The organism is Isoptericola sp. b515, assembly GCF_030588125.1.
Taxonomy (GTDB): domain Bacteria; phylum Actinomycetota; class Actinomycetes; order Actinomycetales; family Cellulomonadaceae; genus Isoptericola; species Isoptericola sediminis.
Map to the genome: position 1 here is coordinate 928747 of NZ_JAUQYR010000001.1, position 23744 is coordinate 952490.

Sequence of the window (23744 nt, forward strand, 5' to 3'; positions counted from 1 at the left end):
AGCCGGTCGTCTCCTCACGGGGAGACGGGCCCCGCGCTCCCCGGTGCGCCGAGGCCCGTGAGCCAAGCACGCAGGACGGCCCCCGCGTCGACGGGGGTGCCGTGCAAGCCATGGCCGACGAGCCGGTCGTAGAAGAGGCCGTTCATGATGCCGGCGAGGTCGATGGCGCGCTGCCCGCTGTCGGGCACCCCCAGCCCGTCGAGCAGCCGCCGCGCCTGCTCGAGCACGGTCGCGCGGACGGGAGAGTCGGTGGTGAGCAGGGCGTGCAGCTCGGGGTCGTGCAGCGTGTCGATGGACAGCGACATGCGCGCCCGGGTGTCGACCCCGCGCGCGACGACGCCCTCGAACGCCTCGGTGAGCTGCTCGACGGCCTCCTCGACGGTGCTGGGGGTCGGCGCCTCCGGCGGGAGCAGGTGCGCGACGGCGGCCACCTGCTGAACCACCAGCAGCATCAGCTCTCGCCGCGACCGGGCGTGGTTCGACGTCGTGCCCTCCGGGAGGCCCAGCCGTCGGTCGACCCTGCGGTGCGTCAGCGCATGGGTGCCGCCCTCGGCGACCAGCTCCATCGCCGCGGCGGCGATGTCGTCCCGCCTCGTCATGTGAGAACCCCTTTCGTTCACTACGCTCGTAGTCTACGATCACAACGATCGTAGTAACGCCACCTGCGCTACCGCTCCGCCCGCCATCGGGTCGGCCAGCAGACCCGCTCGTCCGGCAGGCATGTCTCCGGAAGGTGTCAGCGACATGACGAACGCCGAGCCCACCACGCGGACCACCGCGCCCGTCCGCCCCTTCACCGCGGCGATCCCGCCGGAGGTGCTGGAGGACCTCCACCACCGGCTCGAGCGGACCCGGTTCGCCGCCGCGGCGCCCGGTGACGGGTGGGATCACGGGACCCCGACCTCCTACCTGCGCGACATGGTCGAACGCTGGAAGGCCTTCGACTGGCGTGCCGTCGAGGCCCGCATCAACGCGGTGCCCAACTTCCTGACCGAGATCGAGCACCAGACGATCCACTTCGTCCACGTGCGGTCACCGCACGAGGACGCGACCCCGCTGCTCCTGCTGCACACCTATCCCGGGTCCTTCGCGGAGTTCCTGGACCTGATCGGCCCCCTCACCGACCCCGAGCGACACGGTGGCGACGCCGAGGACGCGTTCCACGTGGTGGTCCCGTCGATGCCGGGCTTCGCCTTCAGCACCCCGGTCGTCGAGCAGGGGTGGACCATGGACCGCGTGGCCAGCGTCTACGACACGCTGATGCGTCGGCTGGGCTACGACTCCTACGGCGCCCACGGCAGCGACGCCGGCGCCATGGTCTCGCGGGAGCTCGCCGTGCTGGACCCCGAGGGCTTCCTCGGCGCCCACGTGCTCCAGCTGTTCTCCTTCCCCTCCGGCGACCCCGCTGAGCTCGAGCGGTTCGGCCCCCAGGACTACGCCGCTCTGGAGTTCGCGGGCTGGTTCCAGTCCGTGGCGGGCTACCACCAGATGAACGCGACGCGACCGCAGACGATCGCCGCCGCGCTGGCCGACTCGCCCGTGGGCCAGCTCGCCTACCACGAGCTCTTCGAGAACTTCGGCAACGGCACCAGCCTCGTGACACCGGACCAGGTCCTGGCCCAGGTCTCGCTCTACTGGCTCACCAACACCGCGGCCACAGCAGTCCGCTACCACTACGCCGAGCAGCACCCCGCCCGCGACACCACGGTGAGCCACGGGCGCATCGGCGTCGCCCTGTTCGCCGACGACTTCCAGACCATCCGGCCACTGGCCGAGCGTGACAACGCCTTCATCGACCACTGGTCGGAGTTCGACCGCGGTGGACACTTCGCCGCCCTGGAGGTGCCCGACCTTCTCGTCGGCGACCTGCGCACGTTCTTCGGGCCGACGGGACGTCCCACGGGGGAGCGCGGATGAGTGGCGCCCTCACCACGGCAGCGATCGTGGCGCTGTCCGCCCTGGTGGCGTGGCGGCCCCTGGTGCCGCGCCGCTCGGCGCCCTTCACTCTGCAGCACGCCCTGGGGTGGTGGGTCAACGAGGTCCCGTTCCTGGGGGCGTGCTGGCTCGCGGCGGGCACCCTCGGAGCGCTGAGCCATCCTGAGCCGGGGGTGTGGTGGTGGGTGGTGCTCGCGGTGACCGTGGCCGCCGTGCTCCTTCTGGCCCGGCTCGCGGTGCGTGCCCGCTCCGCCCGACCCGCGCTCGCAGCGGCGCTGCAGGATGTCTACGGCCCACGCGCGCGGCCGCGCCGCACCCGCCTGCCCTGGTGGCGGACGCTCGTGCCCTTCGTTGCCCGGCGCCCGGACGTGCGGCGGGTGCGCAACCGTCGCTACGGCCCGGCACGGCTCGGGAACCGGCTCGACGTCTACGTCTCCCGCCGGACCGGCCAGTCCGGGGGACCGGCGCCGGTGCTCGTGTACTTCCATGCCGCGTTCAGCAGCAAGATGCTCGGGTCACAGCCGTTGATCCACCGACTCGCCGCGCACGGGTGGGTGTGCGTCAGCGCCGGGCGTCGCCAGCTCGGTGTCGACCATCGTGCACAGCTCGCCGACGTGCGCGCCGCACTGGACTGGGTGCGTGAGAACGTCGCGGCGTACGGCGGTGATCCCGGACGGATGATCGCCGTCGGCGGGTCGGCGGGGGCGAACCTGGCCGTCACCGCCACGATGACCGACGGTGGCGTCGCCGGGCTCGTCGGGCTGTACGGCTACTACGGCGACTTCGGTGACCCCGGGGCGGCGTCGCCGCACCGGGCGATCCACCGTGACGCGCCCCCGACCCTCCTGATCCACGGCGCCCTGGACACCCTCGTTCCCGCGCGCGAGGCCCGTGCCTTCGCCGATCGGCTCCGCCGGACGTCGGCACAGCCGGTCGTCCATGCCGAGCTGCCCGGCGCGCACCACAGCTTCGACGTGTTCCCGTCGATCCGCTCCCGCGCCGTGGACGACGCGATCGTCCGTTTCGCGGACCTCACCGTCACGGGCGATCCGGCGCCGCGTCCACCCGGGCCCGCTTCCTGATGTCCGCCCGATCCGGCCGTAGGCTCGAGATCCCGCCGGGGACGTCGGATGCCGATGCAGTTCATGACCGCAGTGCCACACGTCAACACAGGGGAGAGACGCTGATGTCCGAGACCACGTGTCACATGTCCATCTCGCTCGACGGGTTCGTCGCCGGTCCCGAACAAGGTCGGGACCACCCGCTCGGAAAGCGCGGCGGCGAGCTGCACGGCTGGCATGTCGGCGACCCGCGTGCGACCGAAGCCGACAGGACGGCCGACCGATGGCTCATGCGTCCCCGAGGCGCCTACGTCATGGGCCGGAACATGTTCGGGCCGATCCGCGGGCCGTGGGACCAGGAGTGGGACGGTTGGTGGGGACCCGAGCCGCCGTATCACGCCCCGGTCTTCGTGCTGACCCATCATGCCCGCGAGCCGATCCAGATGGAGGGTGGGACGACCTTCCACTTCGTCACTGAGGGATTCGCCGCCGCGTACGAGCAGGCGCTCGAAGCGGCCCGAGGTCGCGGCGTGGACATCGCCGGCGGCGCTTCGACAGCTCGGCAAGCGCTCAACGCCGGTGCGATCGATAAGCTCACCCTCGACGTCGCACCCGTCCTGCTGGGCGACGGCGAGCGCTTGTTCGACGGCGTCGAGACGTTCGACTTCGAGCCTGTCGAGGTGCTCCACTCACCGCTGACGACCCACATCCGTTATCGCCGGCGCAGCGCCGCCTGACCAGCGACCGCCGTCGGATCCCTGCCCGGGGCAGCCTGCGCAAAGCACCCAGAAACGACAAAAAGTCCTCTCGATCCAGGTCGATCACGACGGCATCCGACTCGGCCGCCAGCCCATCCAGCAGCGTCGACTTGCCCACACCACGGGGCCCTTCGAGGAGAAGCACCGGGGTGGTCGCCGAGCGGTCGCGGACAACTCGGGTCAGTCGGCGTGCGATCAGGCTGGTCACGCGCCCCAACGTAGCGGCAGGTCGGAATCTGCCGCCCCGAATCTCGGATCCTGCCGACATAGGACGTCGGACCATGCCGACCCGTCCTGCTGACCGCCTGGTCCCGCCGCTTCATCCGGGTCCGCCGGCTGAACCCGACCGCCCTGCTGCTCGCCTTCGTCCTGGCGGCCTACAACGCCTGCGAGCTGCACCGCTGGTACGTCGCCGCCGGCATCACCGAGCCCTGGCAAGCCACGCTCGGCGAACCACCGGACGACCGGCCGATGGGCTACACCACGCGCTCAGTGCCGAACCCGCACCGAGGACCACCTGACACCTACCGGCACCCGCCGGACGGACCGGCACGCCCGATATCGGGCCGGAGCGGCCCCCGCAGCAGCGCCACACAGAGCCGCGACGGCCGTGAGACCGCCGACCAGGCTCATGCCAGCACAGCGCCAACCTCCAGAGCCCTGCGCGAACCGCCCAGAAACGACAAAAGTCCCGGCCGGGTCACCCCGGCCGGGACTCAGTCTGCGGTGCGCGAGGGGGGAGTTGAACCCCCACGCCCTCTCGGGCACACGGACCTGAACCGTGCGCGTCTGCCTATTCCGCCACTCGCGCTTGCCGGAGCAGATTAGCACGCACCCGCCCCCGCATCCCAACCCGATCCGGGGCCTCGTGCGGGGACGTACGTCACACCTGCACCGCGCGCTCCGCGTCGTGATCCGGCCGTGATCCGGAGCGCCACCTCTTCCCGAGGGATTCGCACGAAATCCACAGGTTCACGGGCGCGGATGGTGCAGCGATGCCTACGATCTGGATAGTCTGCCCGCACACGCGGGCTGACGGAAGGAGGTGGCATGGGAGCGCTGGACCGCTTCGAGAAGAGCGTCGAGCGGGTCATGAACAACGCGTTCGCGAAGGTCGGGCGAGGCAGCGAGGTCAAGGCGGTCGAGCTGGCGAGCAGACTGCGGCGCGAGATCGACGACCGTGCCGCCGTCGTCGGCTACGACCGGACCGTGGCGCCGAACGAGTTCACGATCGAGCTCGGCCCGGAGGACTTCGACCACGTGCAGTCGTGGGGAGCGGAGACCATGGCCGACGAGCTCGCCGCGAACCTCACCGAGTACGCCTCCTCCCAGCACTACGCGTTCGTCGGTCCCGTCAGCGTGACCTTCGAGCGCAACAGCCAGCTGACCCGGGGCCGGTTCGAGCTCCGGTCGGCGACGGTGCGGGGCAACGTCGCGCCGGCGACCAACCCGGCACCCAGCACGCGCCACCCGCTCATCGACATCGACGGTCAGCGCTACCTGCTCACCGGCCCCGTCACGGTCATCGGCCGTGACGCCGAGGCGGACATCGTCGTCGACGACCCGGGCGTCTCGCGCCGACACCTGGAGATCCGGGTGACGCAGGAGGGCGCGGTGGCCACCGACCTCGGCTCCACCAACGGACTCTTCGTCGAGGGCCACCAGGTCCCGGCGGCGACGCTGCTGGACGGCAACACCTTGACCATCGGACGGACCCGGATCATGTTCTGGACCGGCACGTCCGCCGGACGATCGAACGAGGAGTGGTGATCCGCCCCGGATGAGCGAGCTGACGTTCACCCTGCTGCGGCTGGGATACCTGGTGCTGCTCTGGGTGTTCGTGCTCTCCGCCGTGGCCGTGCTGCGCCGCGACCTGGCGCTGCGCGGCACCCCCCGGGCGCCCAAGAAGTCGGACGACGTCGCCGCGGCGGCGGCGCCGGTCGCCGCTCCCCGGCCCTCCGGCCGTTCCGGCCCGACCCGCCTGGTCGTCACGCAGGGGCCGTTGACCGGCACGACCCTGCCGCTGTCCGGTTCGTCGATCCTCATCGGCCGCGCCCCGAGCTGCACCCTCGTGCTGGACGACGACTACTCCTCCTCCCGGCACGCTCGCATCTTCCCGCAGGGCGACCAGTGGTACGTCGAGGACCTCGGGTCCACGAACGGCACCTACCTCGGCGACCAGCGCGTCTCGTCGCCCGCCCAGCTCGCCCCCGGTGTCGGCGTGCAGATCGGCCGCTCCGTCGTCGAGCTGCAGGGATGACCGCCCCGTGACCCTCGCCCTGCGCTACGCCGCGCGCTCCGACGTCGGTCTGGTGCGCCACGACAACCAGGACTCCGCCTACGCCGGACCCAACCTGCTGGTGGTCGCCGACGGCATGGGCGGGCACGCCGGCGGCGACATCGCCTCCAGCCTCGCGATCTCCGCCCTGGCGCCGCTCGACACCCCGGAGCACGGCCCCGACCAGGCGCTGCAGGACCTCGAGGAGACGGTCGAGCGAGCCCGCCAGGACCTCGTGCACGCCTCGGAGATCTCGCCCGAGCTCGCCGGGATGGGCACCACCGTCACGGCGCTGCTGCGCTCCGGCAACACGCTGGCCATGGCGCACCTGGGTGACTCCCGCGCCTACCTGCTGCGCGACGACAAGCTCACCCAGGTCACCGTCGACCACACCTTCGTCCAGCACCTCGTGGACACCGGCCGGATCTCACCGGACGAGGCCGAGACGCACCCGCAGCGCAACGTCGTCATGCGCGTCCTGGGCGACTTCGACGTCGACCTCACCCCGGACATGTCGATCCGCGAGGCACGGGCCGGCGACCGCTGGCTCCTCTGCTCGGACGGCCTGTCCGGGTTCGTCCCCGTGGACCAGATCACCGAGGTCCTGGCCCGGTGCGAGTCGCCGGACGAGGCGGCGGACATGCTGATCACGCTGGCCATGACCGCGGGCAGCACCGACAACATCACCGTCGTCGTCGCCGACCTGGTCGACGACGAGACCACTCCGGCGGCGGCCCCGACCGAGACGACCCAGGTCGTCGGGGCGGCGGCCACCGACGTGGCCGCCCCGGTGTCTCGCGACACGGGCACCGAGCCGGCGACCACGGAGTCGGCACCGACCGACCCGACCGACGACGCGGACGACGAGGACGACGGCACCGACGACGTCCGCCCGAAGCGTCGCCCCTGGGTCGGGGTGCTCGTGCTGCTCCTCGTGCTCGCCGGGGTGGGCCTCGGGGGCTGGTGGGCCTACGGCTGGACGCAGGACCAGTACTACCTCGGGGTCGCGGATGGCCAGGTCGCCGTCTACCAGGGCATCCCGCAGGACGCCGGCCCGTTGACGCTCTCCCGCGCCGTCGAGGTGACGGACACCTCGGTCGACGACCTGCCCGCCTACTGGGTGGAGCGCCTCGACGGCTCGATCCGCACGGGCTCGCTGGACGAGGCGCTGGAACGCGCCGACCGTCTCGCCGAGGAAGCCGCACCGACGCCGGTCCCGAGCCCCTCTCCCAGCCCGTCGTCCCCACCGAGCCCGTCGGGCAGCCCGCGCCCCGACTCCTCGCCGAGCGAGGAACCCGCGCAGGCGGCGGAGGAGGGTGACGCGTGACCGTTGACGAACCCGCCGTGACGCCACGGCAGCGTCGTCCGCTGCGCCTGGCCGAGGTCTTCCTGCTCCTGCTGGCCCTCGCCGGCGGCATCGGCGGCTACGCGATGGTCGGGACGTCCATCCGCGGGGAGCTGCCGGACAGCTTCTGGGGGAGCAGCGCCCTGCTGGCCGCCACCGCCCTCGTCGCACACATCGTCCTGCGGCTGCGCGCCCCGTGGTCCGACCAGGTCATCCTGCCCGCGGTCGTGCTTCTCAACGGCATCGGGCTGTCGATGATCTGGCGGCTGGAGATCTCCGGCTCGCCCGGCATGGCCCCGGCGGACGCCGTCGGCAACATGACCGCGTCCCTGCTGGGCGCGAGCGTGGCCTTCACCCTCCTGTGGCTGCTGCGCGACCATCGCTGGCTGCGCCGCTACACGTACATCTTCATGCTGGTGGGTCTGCTGCTGGTGTCGCTGCCGCTGATCCCGGGCCTGGGCCAGCAGATCAACGGCGCCCGGATCTGGATCACGATCGGCGGCTTCTCGCTGCAGCCCGCCGAGTTCGCGAAGATCGCGCTGGCCGTGTTCTTCGCGGGCTACCTGGTCGTCAACCGGGACACCCTCGCCCTGGCCGGCCCCAAGGTCCTCGGCCTGCACCTGCCGCGCCTGCGGGACCTGGGGCCGATCATGCTCGTCTGGGGCGTGTCCCTGGTCATCCTCGTGTTCCAGCGCGACCTGGGGACGTCGCTGCTCTTCTTCGGCCTGTTCGTCGCGATGCTGTACCAGGCGACGGCCCGCTCGAGCTGGATCCTGCTCGGCATGACGCTCTTCGCCCTGGGGGCGTTCTCCGCGGCCCAGCTGTTCCCGCACGTCGGCGCGCGCATCGACGTCTGGCTGCACCCCCTGGACGCCGAGCAGTACGACCGCGAGGTCGGTGGCTCCTTCCAGCTCGTCCAGGGCATGTTCTCCATGGCGAACGGCGGGTTGTTCGGCACCGGCTGGGGCGAGGGCCGGCCGTTCCAGATCCCGTACGCGTACTCGGACTTCATCTACGCGGCCCTCGGCGAGGAGCTGGGTCTGACCGGCCTGGCCGCCGTCCTGCTGTCCTACCTGCTCATCGTGCAGCGCGGGTTCAAGGCTGCGTTGACCGTGCGGGACGGCTTCGGCAAGCTGCTGGCCGCCGGGCTGGCGTTCGTCATGGCCCTGCAGATCTTCGTCGTCGTCGGCGGGATCACGCGGATCATCCCGCTGACGGGTCTGACGTTGCCGTTCATGGCCCAGGGCGGGTCGTCCCTGCTCGCCAACTGGATCGTCATCGCACTCCTGCTGCGCATCTCCGACAGCGCACGGCGCCCCTCCGACCTGCCCGTGCGGGGCCAGGTCGGCGCGGCCGAGCGTGAGCCCGTCCTCGTCGGCGGCACGTCCGCGGACGACGGCACCCCTGTGGCCGGCACCCCGTCCGTGGGCGGGACGCCCCCGCCCCCGCCCGACGGCGGCACCCCGGTGGCCGGCAACCGGCTGCCACGCCGCAGCCTCGCCGAGCGCGACAGCTCGGGCACCACCGGCGCGAGCGGTTCGTCGGACCCCACCGAGTACATCGACCCGACCACGCCCGAGGCCCCGCGAGGAGGTGACCGCCCGTGAACAAGACCGCTCGTCGTCTGGCCTCGATCGTGATGGTCATGTTCCTCGCGCTGCTGGTCTCCACCACGTGGATCCAGTTCTTCGCCGCGGAGTCGCTCAACAACGACCCGCGCAACGCCCGCACGCTCTACGAGCAGTTCGGCACCGACCGCGGCCCCATCGTGGTCGGCGGCGAGGCCGTGGCCGACTCCGTCCCCGTCGACGACGAGTGGAACTATCAGCGCGAGTACGCCCAGGGACGCCTCTACGCGCCGCTGACCGGGTACTACTCGCTGGTCAGCGGCACCTCCGGCATCGAACGAGCGGAGAACGACTTCCTCGCCGGTTCGGCCGACGCCCTGTGGGCGGACCGGCTGCAGAACCTGCTGACCGGGTCCGACCCGCAGGGGTCCGCCGTCGAGCTCACCGTGAACCCGGCCGCCCAGCAGGCCGCCTGGGACGCGCTCGGTGACCAGCGCGGCGCCGTCGTCGCCCTCGAGCCGTCCACGGGCCGCATCCTGGCGATGGTCTCCAAGCCGACCTTCGACCCGAACGAGCTGGCGACGCACGACACCAAGCAGGCCAACGACGCCTACCTCGCACTGTCGAACAGCGACGACAAGCCGCTGAACAACCGCGCGACCTCCGAGATCTACCCTCCGGGGTCGACGTTCAAGCTCGTCACCGCCGCCGCGGCGCTGGAGAGCGGGGACTACACGGCCGAGTCGGTCGTGGACGCGCCCGAGACCTACACCCCGCCGGGCACGAACAGCGCCATCCGCAACTACGGTGGCACCGCCTGCTCGCCGTCCGGGAAGCAGACCCTCGCCGACGCGCTGCGGATCTCCTGCAACACGGCGTTCGCCCAGCTCGGCGTCTCCCTCGGCGACGAGGCGCTGCAGGAGCAGGCCGAGGCGTTCGGGTTCAACGAGAGCTTCGCCGTCCCGTTCGGCACGGCGGCCAGCGTCTTCCCGGACCCGCCGATCGACCCGGCCTTCGTGGCGACCTCCGCCATCGGCCAGTGGGACGTCAGGGCGACACCCCTGCAGATCGCCATGGTCTCGGCCGGCATCGCCAACGACGGCGAGGTCATGGAACCCCACTCGGTCGCCCGGGTGCGTGACCAGAACCTCGACGTCGTCTCCGAGACGCGGCCCAGCGGACTCGGCCGTGCCGTCTCCGCCGACACGGCCCAGCAGCTCACCGAGATGATGATCGGCGTCGTCGAGGGCGGGTCCGGCACGGGGGCGCAGATCTCCGGCGTGACGGTGGCCGGCAAGACGGGCACCGCCCAGCACGGCACGGGCTCCGAGCCGCCGCACGTGTGGTTCACCGGGTTCGCCCCGGCCGACGACCCGCAGGTGGCCGTCGCCGTCATGGTGGAGGACGGCGGGTCCATCGGGACGTCCGAGGCGACCGGCGGCAGGGTGGCCGCGCCGATCGCGCGGGCCGTCATGGAGGCGGTGCTCAACGGATGAGGCCGACGACCGGACTGTCCCTGGGGGACCGTTACCGCCTGACCCGACGGATCGCCGTCGGGGGCATGGGCGAGGTGTGGGTCGCCGACGACAGCTACCTGGGCCGGGACGTCGCGGTGAAGGTGCTCCGTGAGGAGTACACGGGCAACGAGGACTTCCTGCGTCGGCTGCGCATCGAGGCGCGCAACAGCGCCTCGCTGTCCCACCGCAACATCGCCCAGATGTACGACTACGGCGAGCAGGACGGCGCCGGGTTCCTCGTCATGGAGCTGGTGCTGGGCGAGCCGCTGGCGGACCTGCTCGAGCGCGAGCCCGTGGTGGCGCCCCGCAAGCTGCTGCCGATGCTCGCCGCCACGGCCCGCGGCCTGCACCACGCCCACAAGGCCAAGGTCGTCCACCGCGACGTCAAGCCCGGCAACATCCTGCTGGAGCACGACGGCGGGGTGAAGATCACCGACTTCGGCGTCTCGCTGGCGGCCAACCAGGTGACGATGACCGCGACGGGCATGGTCATGGGGACCGCGCAGTACCTGTCGCCCGAGCAGGCCGTCGGGCAGGCCGCCACCCCCGCCTCCGACCTCTACGCCCTCGGTGTGGTGGCCTACGAGGCCACCGCCGGCAAGCGGCCGTTCACCGGGTCGACCCCGGTGGACATCGCCGTCGCGCACGTCAACAACGCCGTCCCGCCGCTGCCGCAGGCGGTGCACCCGGGCCTGGTCGACGTCATCATGCGGATGCTCGCCAAGGACCCGGGCAAGCGACCCGCGTCCGGAGCCGACCTGGCCGACGAGCTCGACGCGCTCGCCGCCGAGATCGCCGAGGACCCGCTCGGCGCCCGGTCCCGGTCCGCGCGACGCGCGGCCCGCACCGGCCGGCCGGCACCGGTCCGGCACGCGCGCACCGAGGAACCGTCACCCCCGGCCGAGCGCCGGACGGCTCCGGCCCGTCCGGACCGGTCGGCGGGCGTCGCGACGCCGGACGCGCCGGAGGTGCCGGCACGTCCGCCGCGGGACCCGGCCCGTCCGCCCGTCCCGCGCGCCTACCCGGCGCGGCGCGACGTGCACGGCGCCACTCGCGCGACCCCGGCACAGGTCGAGGAGCGGACCCGCCGGAGCGGCTCCTCCCGCAGCAGGAACCGGTCGGGGCCGGAGCGGACCTCCACGACGACCGGGCACCGGCTCGGGCCGCTCGGTCGGCTCTCCTGGCCGCTGCTCGCGCTGCTGGGTCTGCTCGGCGTCCTGCTGGTGGCGACGCTGGTCAGCGGCTCCGGCGGCGACGGGGACGCCTCCGCGACCGCAGGCACGACACATTCCGTGAACGTGGGGGCGATGACCGTGACCGACTCTGGGATGATGCTCCCAGACCCGCCGCGCCCCGTCGGCGCGGCCATGACCGAGAAGGACGTCTGAGTGGTGGAGAACACGCCCCGAGTACTCGCCGGCCGTTACGAGGTCGGTGAGCTCATCGGCCGTGGCGGCATGGCCGAGGTGCACATCGGCCACGACGCACGCCTGGGCCGCACGGTCGCGATCAAGGTGCTGCGGTCCGACCTCGCACGCGACCCGTCGTTCCTCGCCCGGTTCCGCCGCGAGGCGCAGTCCGCCGCAGCACTGAACCACCCGGCGATCGTCGCCGTCTACGACACCGGCGAGGACATCTCCACCGACGCCGTCGGTCACCAGGTCCACATCCCGTTCATCGTCATGGAGTACGTCGAGGGCCACACGGTCCGGGACATCCTCGCCGACGGCGCCGCCGTGCCGATCGAGGAGGCCGTCGAGATCACGGTCGGCGTGCTCAGCGCGCTCGAGTACTCCCACCACGCGGGCATCGTGCACCGCGACATCAAGCCCGCCAACGTCATGATCACGCCCACGGGTGCGGTCAAGGTGATGGACTTCGGCATCGCCCGCGCCGTCGCCGACTCCGCCGCGACGATGACCCAGGGCCAGGGCGTCATCGGCACCGCCCAGTACCTCTCGCCCGAGCAGGCGCGAGGCGAGCAGGTGGACGCCCGCAGCGACCTGTACTCCACCGGCTGCGTGCTGTTCGAGCTGCTCACCGGCCGTCCGCCCTTCATCGGCGACTCCCCGGTGGCGCTGGCCTACCAGCACGTCGGCCAGGCGCCGCAGCGACCCAGCGAGTTCGCCAACGACGTGCCCGAGGTGCTCGACCGCATCGTCCTGACCGCCCTGACGAAGGACCGCGACCAGCGGTACTCGACGGCCGCGGACTTCCGTTCGGACCTCGAGTCCGCGATGCGCGGCGGTGCCGTGGGGGCGCCGGCCATCGGTGCGCTGGCGGCCGGCGCTGCTGCCGGCTACGCCGCGACGCAGGTCCTGGGTGACGGCAGCTCGACCCAGGTCATGAACCCCGCCCAGCAGTCGCCGTGGGGGACGGCGGGAACGACCGCCGACCAGTCGGCCGTCGGTGCGGGGCCGCCGGAGAGGGACGACCAGAGCCGCAAGGGCCTGATGTGGACCCTCATCGCCGTCGCCGTGCTGGCCCTCGCCACGATCCTGTTCTTCGCGCTGCGCGGCGGCGACTCCGCCCCGGAGACCGTGACGGTGCCCGAGCTCACCTCGGACATGAGCCCGACCGAGGCGGAGCGGGCACTCGAGGCCGTCGGGCTCGGCTTCTCCCAGCGGCCAGACCCCGACTCCGACGAGCCGGAGAACACCCTGACCCGGTCGGACCCGGCGTCGGGCGAGGAGGTCGAGGCCGGCTCGACGGTCGACGTCTTCTTCTCCACCGGCCCGGAGACCTTCGGCATGCCGGACCTCACCGGCCTGTCCCAGGACGAGGCCGAGTCCCAGATCGAGGACGCCGGCCTCGAGGTCGGCGAGGTCTCCGAGCAGGCCAGTGCCGACTTCGACGAGGGCGAGGTCATCTCGACCGACCCGGCGCCCCGCGAGGCGGTCGAACCCGGCGACAGCGTCAACCTCACCGTGGCCAACGGCCAGGTCGAGCTGCCGAACCTCATCGGCATGTCCGAGGACGAGGCCAAGAGCACCCTCGACGGCCTTAACATCAGCTGGAACACAGAGCGCCAGGAGGTCGACGACGCCAACGACGCCGGCCGCGTGGTCAACCAGTCGCCCGAGGCCGGCACGATCGGTCGCGACGAGTCGGTGACGATCTCCATCGGCGAGGAGCGTGAGGTCGAGACCGTCCAGCTGCCCGACGTGGTCGGGCTCTCGGCCCAGGAGGCCGAGCAGCGGCTCAACAGCGAGGCCAACGTCAACGTCCAGCAGACGACCGCCAGTTCCGCGGACTACTGCTCCGGCTTCGTCTCGGCCATGGACCCGGGCGCCGGCTCCGAGGTCGAGGTGGGCTCCACCGTCACGATCACCGTCTCGACCGGCGAGCCCGGGCAGAACTGCACCGGTGGTCCGACACCGGAGGAGCAGCCCCCGGGTCAGCAGGACGGGAGCGGCAGCGCCGACGACGGTGCGTGGCTCCCGGTCGAGCCGGACCCGACCGACTGACCGCCGGTGGCGGGGAATCCAGAGGTCCCCGCCATCGCACCGTCGGCATCGGCCAGCGACCTGTGGTCGGCCGCTCGCTGTCGATTCAGAACAACTTCTGTCGACTCAGGACAACTCCTGTCGAGTCAGGGCGTTCCTGCCGCGAGTCAGTACATTCCTGCCGCGAGTCAGGACGACCTCGATCGAGTCAGGGCGCGGGCATCAGCCGGGTTCCCCGACGAGATCAGGCCATGCCGGCCCTGACCGGGCCACGCACGTCCTGACTCGGCGAGGATCGGCCTGACTCGGCGGCCTTGGTCTTGACGCGCGCAGGGTCCTGGCCGGCCGGCCCGTGGGCTGATCAGGCGGCGTGCACGAGCGGGGCCATACCGGCCGACCGCTCCACGGCACCGGCGTCGCCGCACACGGCCAGCCAGTTGGCGAGGAGCCGGTGACCCCCCTCGGTCAGCACCGACTCCGGGTGGAACTGCACCCCGTGCAACGGCAGCTCGCGGTGCTGGAGGCCCATGACGACCCCGCTGGCGGTCGCCCCCGTGACCTCGAGCTCGGCCGGCACCGTGTGCGGCTCGACGGCGAGGGAGTGGTACCGCGTCGCCGTGAAGGGCGAACCCAGGCCAGCCAGCACGCCGACTCCCCGGTGCTCGACCTCGCTGGTCTTGCCGTGCATGAGCTCGGGCGCGTGGGAGACCGTGGCGCCGTAGACCTCGGCGAGGGCCTGGTGCCCGAGGCAGACGCCCAGCATCGGCGTCGTGGAGCGGGCGCAGGCCCGGATGACGTCCTCGGAGGCCCCCGCCTGCTTCGGCGTTCCCGGCCCCGGGGAGATCAGCACGCCGTCGAACGCTGTGCCGTCCTCGGTGCGGTAGCGCCCGTCGGCATCCGGCTCGGGCACGGCGTCGTTGCGCACCACGGTGGTACGCGCGCCGAGCTGGTCCAGGTAGCCGACGATCGTGTAGACGAAGGAGTCGTAGTTGTCCACGACGAGGATGGAGGTCATGGTGCGTGCGCCTCGACGGTGTTGTCGTTGATGGGGACGTACTCGGAGAACCAGGGGAAGACCCACTCGAAGCAGACCCAGACGGCCGCGACGAAGAGCGCCAGGAGCAGGAGCGCCCGGAACCAGGCCGGACCCGGCAGGGCGCGCCACAACAGGCCGTACATCATCTCACCCCCGCGTCGTCGTCGGCCAGGGCCTGGATCTCGACCCCGGCGTCGAGGAGCTCCGCCGGGACCCCCTCGTCCACCGGCGCCCAGTAGTCCAGCTCGCCGTGCACGACGTAGCGCTGCGCCGCCGAGTACATCGGGTGGCACGCCGTCATCGTGAGGAAGCGCTGGGTCAGCTCGGGCAACGGTTCGCCCGGCCGCACGCCGGGGACCGGGGAGACGACCTCGACCTGGTTCGGCCAGACGATCTGCGACGAGGTCATCTTGTAGACGTACCAGGTGTCCCGGGTCCGCACGACGAGGGCGTCACCCTCCCGGAGATCGGCGATCTGGTGGAAGGGACGTCCGTAGGTGGTGCGGTGGCCCGCCATCGCGAAGTTGCCGAGCTCACCCGGGTTGGCGCTGTCCGGGTAGTGACCGATCCCGAGCCGGTCGAGCACGGTGGCCTTGTCGATGCCCTCGGCGATCGGCTCGACGTAGTCCGTGCCGAACCTGGGCACGTAGAACTGCGCGAACACCTCGGCGAACGCCGCGTCGTCGGCGGCGGGTGGCTCGCCACGGTGCTCCGAGGCGACCGCCGGGCCCTCGGCAGCGGTGTTGCCGGACGGCACCTCCGCTGCTGGCGGCTCGGGCCAGTCGAGCTCGGCGAGCACCTGGCTGTGGATGCGCTCCGCCTGGACGTCCGTCCACCAGAGCTGCCACACGACGAACAGTCCGAGGACGACCCCTGCGGTGATGAGGAGCTCGCCGAAGACGCCGATCACGGTGCTGAACGCGCCGCCACGGCGCCCGGCCCCGGCCCCGGTCGCGTGCCTCACGAGAAGACGTCCGTTCCGTCGGGCACACCGGCGAACTGCAGGTCCTGGCCACCGGACGCCGCCGGCACCTCGATGTTCTCGACGGGGTCGGCGGCGTACCCGAGATCGATCCAGTCCACGTAGTCGCGGTAGATGGCGACGCCGGGGGAGGAGTCGAGCGCCGCCTGGAGCCGGTCGGGGTCCCCGACGGCCTCGACCACGTACGGCGGGGAGAACACCTTGCCGTGCAGCAGCATGATGTTCCCCGAGCACCGGAAGGCGCTGGTCGGCGTCACCCGCTCGCCCTGCAGCGTCATCGCCTCGGCGCCGCCGGCCCACAGGGCGTTGATGACGTGCTGGACGTCCTGCTGGTGCACCACGAGGTCGTCGGCCGTGACGTTCTCGATGGACAACGAGGACGACGGCGCGTCCTCCAGGCTGACCCGCATGCCCGGACCCTCGACGGGCCAGGCTCCCGAGACGACGCCTTCCTCGGCCCGCAGCTCGGCGGGACGGCGCGGGACGTCCCCCGACACGGACGAGCTGAGCTCCTGGATCTGCGCGTCCAGCGCGGCGACCTCGTCGCTCAGGGCGGCGACACGGTCGGACTCCTCGGCGACGACGGCGGAGAGATCCTCGGCGTGCCGGCTCTCGCCACCGCGGCTGAGCTGTGCGCTGACCGTGAAGAGCACACCCGACAGCGCCAGGACCACCGCGACGGTGATCCCCGAGCGGATGCGTGGTGACACGGTGGGCCCCCTTCGTCATGATCGTGCCCGGAGCGGTGCTGCTGACCACTACGCTAGACGACGAACCGTCGTCGGCGTGCCGGGATCTCGTCCCGGACGTCGCACCATCGTCCTGACAGGAGCCGATCCGTGCCCGAGAAGTCCGAGAAGCCCCGCAAGAAGTCCGACGCCTCGGAGCCGTCGCTGCCGCACAAGGCCTCGGCCAACCCGCGCTGGCTCGTCCCGACGATGCTGACCCTCATGGTCGCCGGACTCGCCTGGATCGTCACCTACTACCTCACGAGCCAGGGCCTCGGCCTGCCGGTCCCCGCCCTGGGGAACTGGAACCTGCTCGTCGGCTTCGCGCTCATCATCGCCGGCTTCTCGCTGACGACCAGGTGGAAGTGACGCTGCTGTACAGGTGACACCGGTGTGATTCCACACCTGTGCATATCCCTGGGGACGACGGCGCGCGGGCCCCGACGGGGCCCGCGCTCAGAACAGTCCCAGCACTCCCGCTGCGGTCGGCACCGTCGAGTACTTCCACACCGCCGCCGCGACCAGGAGCACACCGACCGCGGTCGGCAGCGCCCAGCCCACCAGCCGCTGCCGCTCCCGGGGAGCGAGCGCGAAACCGGCTCCGAGGGCGAGGCCGACCACGAGTCCGCCCACGTGCGCCTGCCAGGCGATGTTGGGCAACCACAGCGGCAGCGCCATGTTGATGGCGATCAGCACGACGATCTGTCCCGCGTTGCGACCGAGCCGTCGCAGCACCGGGATGATGGCGCCGAAGAGGCCGAAGACGGCTCCGGAGGCGCCGACCACGCCGACGTACCAGCTCTCCTGCAGAGGATCGGCGAGCAGCAGCACCCCGACCTGGCCGCCGACCGCGGCCAGCACGTAGAGCGCGATGAACCGGGCGCGCCCGAACGCCTGCTCGAGGAACGGCCCCACCAGCCACAGCGCGTACATGTTGAACAGGATGTGCAGCGGGGTCGTCGAGTGCAGGAACGCGGCCGTGAGGAAGCGCCAGGGCTCGACCTGACCGATCGCCGGCGAGAACGCCCACTGCTGGGTCCAGGCGCCCCCGGTGGCGAGCTGGAGGATCCAGCTCACCGCGCACAGGCCGATGATCGTCAGGGTGACGACCGGGCGACCTCCCCGCGCCGTCCCGCCGAACACGGTGCGCGCGCTGCGCGTGTTCCGCTGCGCCTCGGCGACGCAGTCGACGCACTGCACGCCGACGGCGGCCGGCCGCTGGCACTCGGGGCACGCCGGACGGCCGCACCGCTGGCAGCGCACGTAGGAGACGCGGTCCGGGTGGCGCGGGCAGACGGGAGGCGCGTCCGTCGGCGGACCCGACGGCGGGAGCGGCGGGGTGCTGATGTCGGGTCCTTCAGTCCTCGATCGTCACGCTCTGGATGACGACGTCCTCGACGGGACGGTCACCCGGTCGCGTCTGGGTGGTGTTGACGGCGTCCACCACGGCGCGGGACGCGTCGTCGGCCACCTCGCCGAAGATCGTGTGCTTGCCGTTCAGCCACGGCGTCTCGGCGGTCGTGATGAAGAACTGGGACCCGTTGGTCCCCTCGGCCGCACCGGTCACCGGGTTGCGCCGCTTGCCGGCGTTGGCCATCGCCAGCAGGTACTTGCGGTCGAACGAGAGCTCCGGGTGGATCTCGTCGTCGAAGGTGTAGCCCGGACCGCCGGTACCGGTGCCGAGCGGGTCCCCGCCCTGGATCATGAAGTTCTCGATGACGCGGTGGAAGATCACGCCGTCGTACAGCGGCTCGTTGCGCTCGGCGCCGGTCCGCGGGTCGGTCCACGGCGTCGTCCCGCGGGCCAGACCGACGAAGTTCGCGACGGTCTTCGGCGCGTGGTTCGGGAACAGCTCGAGGCGGATGTCACCAGCGGTGGTGTGGAGGGTTGCGAACATGGCACCCATCATGTCACCACCCGGGGAACGGGCGAGGCACCTGGCGTGTGACGCTGCGCCCTTCTACCAGGGGTGGCAGAGTGGGGCCATGGTGCAGACTCCCAAGATCGACCCCGCCAAGGTGAAGGACTCCACCGCGGAGGTCACGGCCGCGCTGTACGGCGCGGGCACCCGTGCCGCGGGCAGCGCCAAGGACGCCGCAGGTCAGGCCAAGGACTGGGCCGGGCCGCGCTACGACGCCTTCGTCGAGTGGCTCAGGCCACGCGCGGAGAAGGCGTGGTACGACAGCGTCCAGGCTGCCGCACCCCGCGTGGAGGAAGCGGCCGGCAAGGCCGCACCGCTCGTCGACAAGACCCACGACAAGATCGTCGACGACTATCTCCCCCAGATCGTGACCGCGTTCAACGCCGCGGCCGCCAAGGCGGCGCTCACCGCGGAACAGGCCAACAAGGCCGCGAAGAAGGCCGCCGCGGCGGCCGAGAAGTCGGCGCGCAAGTCGCAGCGCCGGTCCCGCCGGCGCAAGACCGTCGGCTGGTCCGTCGTGCTCGGCGCTCTGGCGGCCGTCGGCTACGCCTTCTACCGCCGTGCCCAGCCGCAGAACGACCCGTGGGCCGAGCCGTGGGAGCAGTCCCGGACGCCGGACTTCGACGGTGTCGCGCGGGATGCCCGCCACGCGGTCGGTGACGCGGCCGAGGCCGTCGGCGAGGCCGCCGGCTCCGCCGTGGCCAAGGGTAAGGAGGCCGTCTCCGACGCCCGCGAGAAGGCCGCCTCCCGGACGTCCAAGTCCCGCCAGAAGGCGACCGAGGCGACCGGCGAGACGGCCGAGAAGTCCGGCGCGGCGGCAGGCACCGGTGCCGACAAGACCACAGGCTCCACCCCGAAGACGGGTGCGGCGGCAGCCACCGGTGCCGACAAGACCACAGGCTCCACCTCGAAGACCGGGTCCTCGACGAAGGCTGCCGAGGACGCGAAGAACTCCGCGGGCCAGGCATCGCCCGCCGAGGACAAGAAGGAGTAGTCGTCAGCTGATCCCCGACGACGACGAGAGCCCCCGTCCGCGACGGACGGGGGCTCTCGTGCTGTCTCGTGGGTGGAGCCAGGGGGACTCGAACCCCCAACCCCCTGCTTGCAAAGCAGGTGCGCTACCAATTGCGCCATGGCCCCTGGGGGTCGTCAGTCGAGCGAGTCGGTGACCTCGGTCCACAGGTCCCGGTCCGCGGCGTCCTCCGAGAGGCGGCGCCAGACGACGTAGCCGACGGTCGCGGTCAGCAGGGCGACGACGATCTTCTTCACTTCGGACCTCCTCGTCGACCGTGGAGTGGGGCTAGGAGGACTTGAACCTCCGACCTCTTCCTTATCAGGGAAGCGCTCTAACCGTCTGAGCTATAGCCCCTCGCGGCACGTCCTCGGTGAGGGCGTGCAGCACGGAACATTACCGTACCGGCCCCACCGGTCCCAAACCGGAACCGGGGCGGCCGGGTGTGACGTCCGTCGCGCGGTGGCGACGGGTCGTCACTCGTCCGTCAGGGTGAGGTGCACACCGCCGACCAGGGCCGCAGTGATGTTGTACAGCATCGCCATGATGGTCGCGATGGCCGTGAAGAGGACGACGTTGACCAGGGCGATCAGGGTCGCCAGGGACAGCGTGCGCTCGAACTGGACGATCTGGGTGATGTCGACGGCCTGGGGCCCGAGCGTCGAGATGAGGAACTCCTGGATCGTGGCGAACGTCCCGATCGAGTTGAGCGAGTACCAGACGACGGCGGTCGCGACGACGGTCATGATCCCCAGGGCCACGGAGAGCAGGAACGCCAGCTTCATGATCGACCAGGGGTCGATCCTCGACACCGACAGGCGGACGCGACGCGGGCTGCCGAGGCCCTCGGGCCCGGCGACCGACGGCTGCGTGCCGGTCTGCGGCGACCCGTCGGCGGTCGGCGACTGCTGCGCGGTGCCGTGGACGCCACCCGCCGAGTAGTGCATCTCCGGGCGGGGTCCCGAGGACGTGCTGCTCGGCGGCGGGGGAGGTGCGGACGACCCGGTGGAGCTGCTGTCGTGCGACCCGGACGTGGACATCCCGGCCGAGGCGGCGGACGCGGCGGACTGGACCTTCTTGGCCGCCGTCCGCGCGGCGGCCAGGGCGACCGCGGCGGCCTTGACGGCACCGTTCTTGTCGGACGTCTCCACTGCGGGACCGGCGGCGGGCCGGTCCGAGGTCGGCGCCGGGCGGCCGGCCGTCGGAGCCGGGTCGGACGTCGGAGCCGGGTCGGACGTCGGAGCCGGGTCGGACGTCGAGGCCTCGTCGGCCGCCTGACCGTGCGTGGTCGGCTGGGCGGGCTCGGCGCGGTCGGCCCCGGCCGTGGACTCGCTGCGACCGTTCGGCGTCGAGGACTCCGACGTCTCGCCGGCCTCGTCAGGGGCGGTCGCGGAGGTCCCCGCGGCGGTGGCGGACGACGACTCCTTCGCCGTCCCGGACCCGTTCGTGGGCTCGCTGCTGTCGACCGGTGCGGTCGCGGAGGTGTCCGCCTTCGGCGTCGTCTTCTGGCTGACCATCAGATGTTCCCGTCCCCGGTCTCGTCCTGCTCCGGCGTGCCCGCCGTCGCCTCCTGCGTCGGCTCGACGTCGTCGGCCTCGTGTTCAACGCTAACCGACTCCGCCTCCGCGCGGCGCTCGACGTTCCGTGCGACGGCGATGATGCGGTCTCCTCTGTCCGGCTTTGCGAAGGTCACACCCTGCGTGGTGCGCCCCGTCAGGTTCACCTCGTCCACGCGGGAGCGGACGATCTTGCCCTTGGACATGATCACCAGCACCTCGGTGTCCGGTTCGGTGACGAGTGCCCCCACGAGGTCGCCGCGCGCCTCGACGAGGTTCGCCACCTTGATGCCGTAGCCGTTGCGACCCTGGAGACGGTACTCCTCGATCCGGGTGCGCTTGGCGAACCCGCCCTCGGTGACGACGAACAGGTCGGTGTCCGGCTCGACGACGTCGGCCGCGAGCAGCTCGTCGCCCGTCCGGAACTTCATGCCCGTCACGCCGGAGGTGGCGCGTCCCATCGGCCGGAGCGTGTCGTCGTCGGCCGCGAAGCGGATCGACTGGCCCTTCCGCGACACGAGGATCAGCTCGTCGTCGGCGTCGACCAGGCGTGCCGCGACGAGCTCGTCCGGGGTGCCGTCCTCGTCCGTGCGCAGGTTGATCGCGATGAGTCCGCCGCTGCGCGGGGAGTCGTAGTCGGTCAGCCGGGTCTTCTTGACCAGTCCGCGCCGGGTCGCGAGCACCAGGTACTCGGCGTCGTCGTAGTCCCGCAGCGCCAGGACCTGGGCGATCTGCTCGCCCGGCTGGAAGGCGAGCAGGTTGGCCACGTGCTGGCCCTTGGCGTCGCGCGCGCCCTCGGGGATCTCGTACCCCTTGGCGCGGTAGACGCGGCCGGCGTCGGTGAAGAACAGCAGCCAGTGGTGCGTCGTGGTCACGAAGAAGTGGTCGACGATGTCGTCCTCGCGCAGCTGCGCCCCGCGGATCCCCTTGCCGCCGCGCCGCTGGGCCCGGTAGGAGTCGGTGCGGGTGCGCTTGGCGTACCCGCCGCGGGTGATCGTGACGACCACGTCCTCCTCGGGGATGAGGTCCTCGATGGACATGTCGCCGTCGAACGGCAGGATCTGCGTGCGGCGCTCGTCGCCCCAGCGCTCGACGACGGCGTCCAGCTCGTCGGCGACGATCGTCCGCTGCCGCTCGGGCCGGGCCAGGATGTCCTGGTAGTCGTCGATCTGCGCCTGCAGCTTGGCGTGCTCCTCCAGGATCTGCTGCCGCTCCAGGGCCGCGAGACGGCGCAGCTGCAGGGCCAGGATCGCGCTCGCCTGCTGCTCGTCGATGTCGAGCAGGTCCATGAGCCCGGAACGTGCCTGCTCGGCGTCCGGGGAGCGACGGATGAGGGCGATGACCTCGTCGAGGGCGTCGAGGGCCTTGAGGTAGCCCTCGTAGATGTGGATCTTGTCCTGGGCCTCGCGGAGCAGGAACTCGGTCCGGCGCCGCACGACCTCGATCTGGTGCGTCGTCCAGTGCCGCACGAACGCGTCGAGGCTCAGGGTGCGGGGCACGTCGTCGACGAGCGCGAGCATGTTCGCGCTGAAGTTCTCCTGCAGCGAGGTGTGCTTGTACAGGTTGTTCAGCACGACCTTCGCGACGGCGTCGCGCTTGAGCACGATGACCAGACGCTGACCGGTGCGCCCCGAGGTCTCGTCCCGGATGTCGGCGATGCCGGCGATCCTGCCGTCGTTGACCAGGTCCGCGATCTTCGTGGCCAGGTTGTCCGGATTGACCTGGTAGGGCAGCTCGGTGATGACCAGGCAGATCCGGTTCTGGATCTCCTCGACGTTGACCACGGCGCGCATCGTGATCGACCCGCGACCGGTGCGGTACGCCTCCTCGAGGCCCTGGGTCCCCAGGATCTGGGCGCCGGTGGGGAAGTCCGGCCCCTTGATGCGCTGGAGCAGCGCCTCGAGCAGCTCCTCCTTCGAAGCCTCGGGGTGGTCCAGGTGCCACCGCACGCCCGCGGCGACCTCCCGCAGGTTGTGCGGCGGGATGTTCGTCGCCATGCCGACAGCGATGCCGGCGGACCCGTTGACCAGCAGGTTCGGGATGCGCGAGGGCAGGACCGTCGGCTCCTGGGTGCGGCCGTCGTAGTTGTCCTGGAAGTCGACGGTGTCCTTCTCGATGTCCCGCACCATCTCCAGGGCGAGCGGGTCCATCTTGCACTCGGTGTACCGCGGGGCGGCCGCCGGGTCGTTGCCGGGGGAGCCGAAGTTCCCCTGGCCGGCCACCAGCGGGTAACGCATCGACCAGTCCTGCACGAGGCGGACCAGGGCGTCGTAGATCGCCGTGTCACCGTGCGGGTGGTACTTGCCCATGACGTCGCCGACGACGCGCGAGCACTTGGAGAACGAGCGGTCCGGCCGGTAGCCGCCGTCGTACATCGCGTACAGCACCCGCCGATGGACCGGCTTGAGGCCGTCTCGCACGTCGGGCAGGGCACGCCCGACGATGACGCTCATCGCGTAGTCGAGGTAGCTGCGCTGCATCTCGAGCTGCAGGTCGACCTGCTCGATGCGTCCGTGCGCGATGGCCGTCAGGGCCTCCGGGGGACCGCCGTCGGCGCCCTCGGCCATGTCCAGGCCGGGAGTCTCGTCCGTCACCGTGAAT

At 71.5% G+C, this 23744-nt stretch carries 22 protein-coding genes and 3 tRNA genes; 12 read left to right on the forward strand and 13 right to left on the reverse strand.

The genetic code is table 11. The annotated features are described in order from the left end of the window. Positions 1 to 14 precede the first annotated feature (14 nt). Positions 15 to 599 (reverse strand): TetR/AcrR family transcriptional regulator, encoded by a 585-nt coding sequence (locus tag Q6350_RS04215; protein WP_305065413.1) that lies wholly within the window; start codon positions 597 to 599, stop codon positions 15 to 17. Between the two features lie 145 nt (positions 600 to 744). On the opposite strand from Q6350_RS04215, the gene Q6350_RS04220 reads away from it, so the two are divergent. From Q6350_RS04220 to Q6350_RS04230, 3 genes are all read left to right on the forward strand, one after another. Further along, entirely contained in the window at positions 745 to 1917 is a 1173-nt protein-coding gene (locus Q6350_RS04220; RefSeq protein ID WP_305065414.1) for an epoxide hydrolase family protein, read from the forward strand. Next, positions 1914 to 3017, forward strand: a complete 1104-nt coding sequence (locus tag Q6350_RS04225) for an alpha/beta hydrolase (protein WP_305065416.1) — start codon at positions 1914 to 1916, stop codon at positions 3015 to 3017. Before Q6350_RS04220 ends, Q6350_RS04225 begins: the two co-directional genes overlap by 4 nt. 125 nt (positions 3018 to 3142) lie before the next feature. Further along, a complete protein-coding gene (locus tag Q6350_RS04230; protein WP_305065418.1) occupies positions 3143 to 3733 on the forward strand; it encodes a dihydrofolate reductase family protein in 591 nt (196 codons plus the stop codon). 748 nt (positions 3734 to 4481) lie between these two features. On the opposite strand, the gene Q6350_RS04235 is transcribed toward Q6350_RS04230, so the two are convergent. Then, positions 4482 to 4565 (reverse strand) — tRNA-Leu (locus Q6350_RS04235). A gap of 239 nt (positions 4566 to 4804) precedes the next feature. Between Q6350_RS04235 and Q6350_RS04240 the strand changes: the two genes are divergently transcribed. The 7 genes from Q6350_RS04240 to pknB are packed head-to-tail and all read left to right on the forward strand — an operon-like array spanning position 4805 to position 13929. Then, positions 4805 to 5524 (forward strand): DUF3662 and FHA domain-containing protein, encoded by a 720-nt coding sequence (locus tag Q6350_RS04240; RefSeq protein WP_171246694.1) that lies wholly within the window; start codon positions 4805 to 4807, stop codon positions 5522 to 5524. Positions 5525 to 5534: 10 nt separating this feature from the next. Beyond that, entirely contained in the window at positions 5535 to 6014 is a 480-nt protein-coding gene (locus Q6350_RS04245; protein ID WP_304602966.1) for an FHA domain-containing protein, read from the forward strand. A gap of 7 nt (positions 6015 to 6021) precedes the next feature. Beyond that, positions 6022 to 7359 carry a PP2C family serine/threonine-protein phosphatase gene (locus Q6350_RS04250; protein ID WP_305065422.1) on the forward strand — a complete coding sequence of 446 codons (1338 nt, stop codon included), beginning with the start codon at positions 6022 to 6024 and terminating at the stop codon, positions 7357 to 7359. Continuing rightward, on the forward strand, positions 7356 to 8984 hold the full coding sequence (locus Q6350_RS04255) for an FtsW/RodA/SpoVE family cell cycle protein (protein ID WP_304602968.1): 1629 nt from the start codon (positions 7356 to 7358) through the stop codon (positions 8982 to 8984). The genes Q6350_RS04250 and Q6350_RS04255 overlap by 4 nt, the downstream gene beginning before the upstream one ends. Continuing rightward, a complete protein-coding gene (locus Q6350_RS04260) occupies positions 8981 to 10441 on the forward strand; it encodes a penicillin-binding protein 2 (protein ID WP_305065424.1) in 1461 nt (486 codons plus the stop codon). Before Q6350_RS04255 ends, Q6350_RS04260 begins: the two co-directional genes overlap by 4 nt. After that, positions 10438 to 11850 carry a serine/threonine-protein kinase gene (locus Q6350_RS04265; protein ID WP_304606442.1) on the forward strand — a complete coding sequence of 471 codons (1413 nt, stop codon included), beginning with the start codon at positions 10438 to 10440 and terminating at the stop codon, positions 11848 to 11850. The genes Q6350_RS04260 and Q6350_RS04265 overlap by 4 nt, the downstream gene beginning before the upstream one ends. Further along, on the forward strand, positions 11851 to 13929 hold the full coding sequence (gene pknB / locus Q6350_RS04270; RefSeq protein WP_304602971.1) for a Stk1 family PASTA domain-containing Ser/Thr kinase: 2079 nt from the start codon (positions 11851 to 11853) through the stop codon (positions 13927 to 13929). A 340-nt stretch (positions 13930 to 14269) separates the two neighbouring features. Here pknB and Q6350_RS04275 read toward each other — a convergent pair whose 3' ends face one another. The 4 genes from Q6350_RS04275 to Q6350_RS04290 are packed head-to-tail and all read right to left on the reverse strand — an operon-like array spanning position 14270 to position 16636. Next, the gene (locus tag Q6350_RS04275) at positions 14270 to 14923 is read right to left on the reverse strand and encodes an aminodeoxychorismate/anthranilate synthase component II (protein WP_171246688.1); all 654 of its coding nucleotides are present in this window, start codon (positions 14921 to 14923) and stop codon (positions 14270 to 14272) included. Further along, positions 14920 to 15087, reverse strand: a complete 168-nt coding sequence (locus Q6350_RS04280) for a hypothetical protein (RefSeq protein ID WP_171246687.1) — start codon at positions 15085 to 15087, stop codon at positions 14920 to 14922. The genes Q6350_RS04275 and Q6350_RS04280 overlap by 4 nt, the downstream gene beginning before the upstream one ends. Next, positions 15087 to 15908 (reverse strand): class E sortase, encoded by an 822-nt coding sequence (locus tag Q6350_RS04285; RefSeq protein ID WP_304606440.1) that lies wholly within the window; start codon positions 15906 to 15908, stop codon positions 15087 to 15089. Before Q6350_RS04285 ends, Q6350_RS04280 begins: the two co-directional genes overlap by 1 nt. Then, positions 15905 to 16636, reverse strand: coding sequence for a DUF881 domain-containing protein (locus Q6350_RS04290; protein ID WP_305065428.1), 732 nt, complete (start codon positions 16634 to 16636; stop codon positions 15905 to 15907). The genes Q6350_RS04285 and Q6350_RS04290 overlap by 4 nt, the downstream gene beginning before the upstream one ends. Positions 16637 to 16765: 129 nt before the next feature. On the opposite strand from Q6350_RS04290, the gene Q6350_RS04295 reads away from it, so the two are divergent. Further along, positions 16766 to 17023 carry a cell division protein CrgA gene (locus tag Q6350_RS04295; RefSeq protein WP_304606438.1) on the forward strand — a complete coding sequence of 86 codons (258 nt, stop codon included), beginning with the start codon at positions 16766 to 16768 and terminating at the stop codon, positions 17021 to 17023. A gap of 87 nt (positions 17024 to 17110) precedes the next feature. Here the strand turns inward: Q6350_RS04295 and Q6350_RS04300 are convergent, their stop codons facing one another. Both Q6350_RS04300 and Q6350_RS04305 read right to left on the reverse strand, forming a co-directional pair. Next, the gene (locus tag Q6350_RS04300; protein ID WP_369810789.1) at positions 17111 to 17854 is read right to left on the reverse strand and encodes a rhomboid family intramembrane serine protease; all 744 of its coding nucleotides are present in this window, start codon (positions 17852 to 17854) and stop codon (positions 17111 to 17113) included. Positions 17855 to 18011: 157 nt separating this feature from the next. Then, positions 18012 to 18551 (reverse strand): peptidylprolyl isomerase, encoded by a 540-nt coding sequence (locus tag Q6350_RS04305; RefSeq protein WP_171246683.1) that lies wholly within the window; start codon positions 18549 to 18551, stop codon positions 18012 to 18014. 88 nt (positions 18552 to 18639) lie between these two features. On the opposite strand from Q6350_RS04305, the gene Q6350_RS04310 reads away from it, so the two are divergent. Further along, on the forward strand, positions 18640 to 19569 hold the full coding sequence (locus Q6350_RS04310; RefSeq protein WP_305065430.1) for a hypothetical protein: 930 nt from the start codon (positions 18640 to 18642) through the stop codon (positions 19567 to 19569). A 73-nt stretch (positions 19570 to 19642) separates the two neighbouring features. Here Q6350_RS04310 and Q6350_RS04315 read toward each other — a convergent pair. The 5 genes from Q6350_RS04315 to gyrA all read right to left on the reverse strand — a co-directional run bounded on the left by Q6350_RS04315 (position 19643) and on the right by gyrA (position 23710). After that, positions 19643 to 19715: transfer RNA gene (locus Q6350_RS04315), tRNA-Ala, on the reverse strand. A 9-nt stretch (positions 19716 to 19724) separates the two neighbouring features. After that, positions 19725 to 19844, reverse strand: coding sequence for a DLW-39 family protein (locus tag Q6350_RS04320; protein ID WP_304602977.1), 120 nt, complete (start codon positions 19842 to 19844; stop codon positions 19725 to 19727). Positions 19845 to 19870: 26 nt separating this feature from the next. Continuing rightward, a tRNA-Ile gene (locus tag Q6350_RS04325) sits at positions 19871 to 19944 on the reverse strand. Between the two features lie 119 nt (positions 19945 to 20063). Further along, positions 20064 to 21104, reverse strand: a complete 1041-nt coding sequence (locus Q6350_RS04330; protein WP_305065435.1) for a DUF3566 domain-containing protein — start codon at positions 21102 to 21104, stop codon at positions 20064 to 20066. Continuing rightward, positions 21104 to 23710: a DNA gyrase subunit A gene (gyrA, locus tag Q6350_RS04335; RefSeq protein ID WP_304606872.1), complete on the reverse strand. Its 2607-nt coding sequence runs from the start codon at positions 23708 to 23710 to the stop codon at positions 21104 to 21106. Before gyrA ends, Q6350_RS04330 begins: the two co-directional genes overlap by 1 nt. Positions 23711 to 23744: the final 34 nt, after the last annotated feature.

Excerpts from the sequence above, each read along its gene's own strand:
- Q6350_RS04225 (WP_305065416.1), top strand. The coding sequence starts at position 1,914 with ATGAGTGGCGCCCTCACCACGGCAGCGATCGTGGCGCTGTCCGCCCTG.
- gyrA (WP_304606872.1), bottom strand. The coding sequence starts at position 23,710 with ATGGCCGAGGGCGCCGACGGCGGTCCCCCGGAGGCCCTGACGGCCATC.
- Q6350_RS04220 (WP_305065414.1), top strand. The coding sequence starts at position 745 with ATGACGAACGCCGAGCCCACCACGCGGACCACCGCGCCCGTCCGCCCC.
- Q6350_RS04265 (WP_304606442.1), top strand. The coding sequence starts at position 10,438 with ATGAGGCCGACGACCGGACTGTCCCTGGGGGACCGTTACCGCCTGACC.
- Q6350_RS04275 (WP_171246688.1), bottom strand. The coding sequence starts at position 14,923 with ATGACCTCCATCCTCGTCGTGGACAACTACGACTCCTTCGTCTACACG.
- Q6350_RS04215 (WP_305065413.1), bottom strand. The coding sequence starts at position 599 with ATGACGAGGCGGGACGACATCGCCGCCGCGGCGATGGAGCTGGTCGCC.
- Q6350_RS04310 (WP_305065430.1), top strand. The coding sequence starts at position 18,640 with ATGGTGCAGACTCCCAAGATCGACCCCGCCAAGGTGAAGGACTCCACC.
- Q6350_RS04305 (WP_171246683.1), bottom strand. The coding sequence starts at position 18,551 with ATGTTCGCAACCCTCCACACCACCGCTGGTGACATCCGCCTCGAGCTG.
- Q6350_RS04330 (WP_305065435.1), bottom strand. The coding sequence starts at position 21,104 with ATGGTCAGCCAGAAGACGACGCCGAAGGCGGACACCTCCGCGACCGCA.
- Q6350_RS04245 (WP_304602966.1), top strand. The coding sequence starts at position 5,535 with ATGAGCGAGCTGACGTTCACCCTGCTGCGGCTGGGATACCTGGTGCTG.
- Q6350_RS04240 (WP_171246694.1), top strand. The coding sequence starts at position 4,805 with ATGGGAGCGCTGGACCGCTTCGAGAAGAGCGTCGAGCGGGTCATGAAC.
- Q6350_RS04280 (WP_171246687.1), bottom strand. The coding sequence starts at position 15,087 with ATGTACGGCCTGTTGTGGCGCGCCCTGCCGGGTCCGGCCTGGTTCCGG.
- Q6350_RS04230 (WP_305065418.1), top strand. The coding sequence starts at position 3,143 with ATGTCCATCTCGCTCGACGGGTTCGTCGCCGGTCCCGAACAAGGTCGG.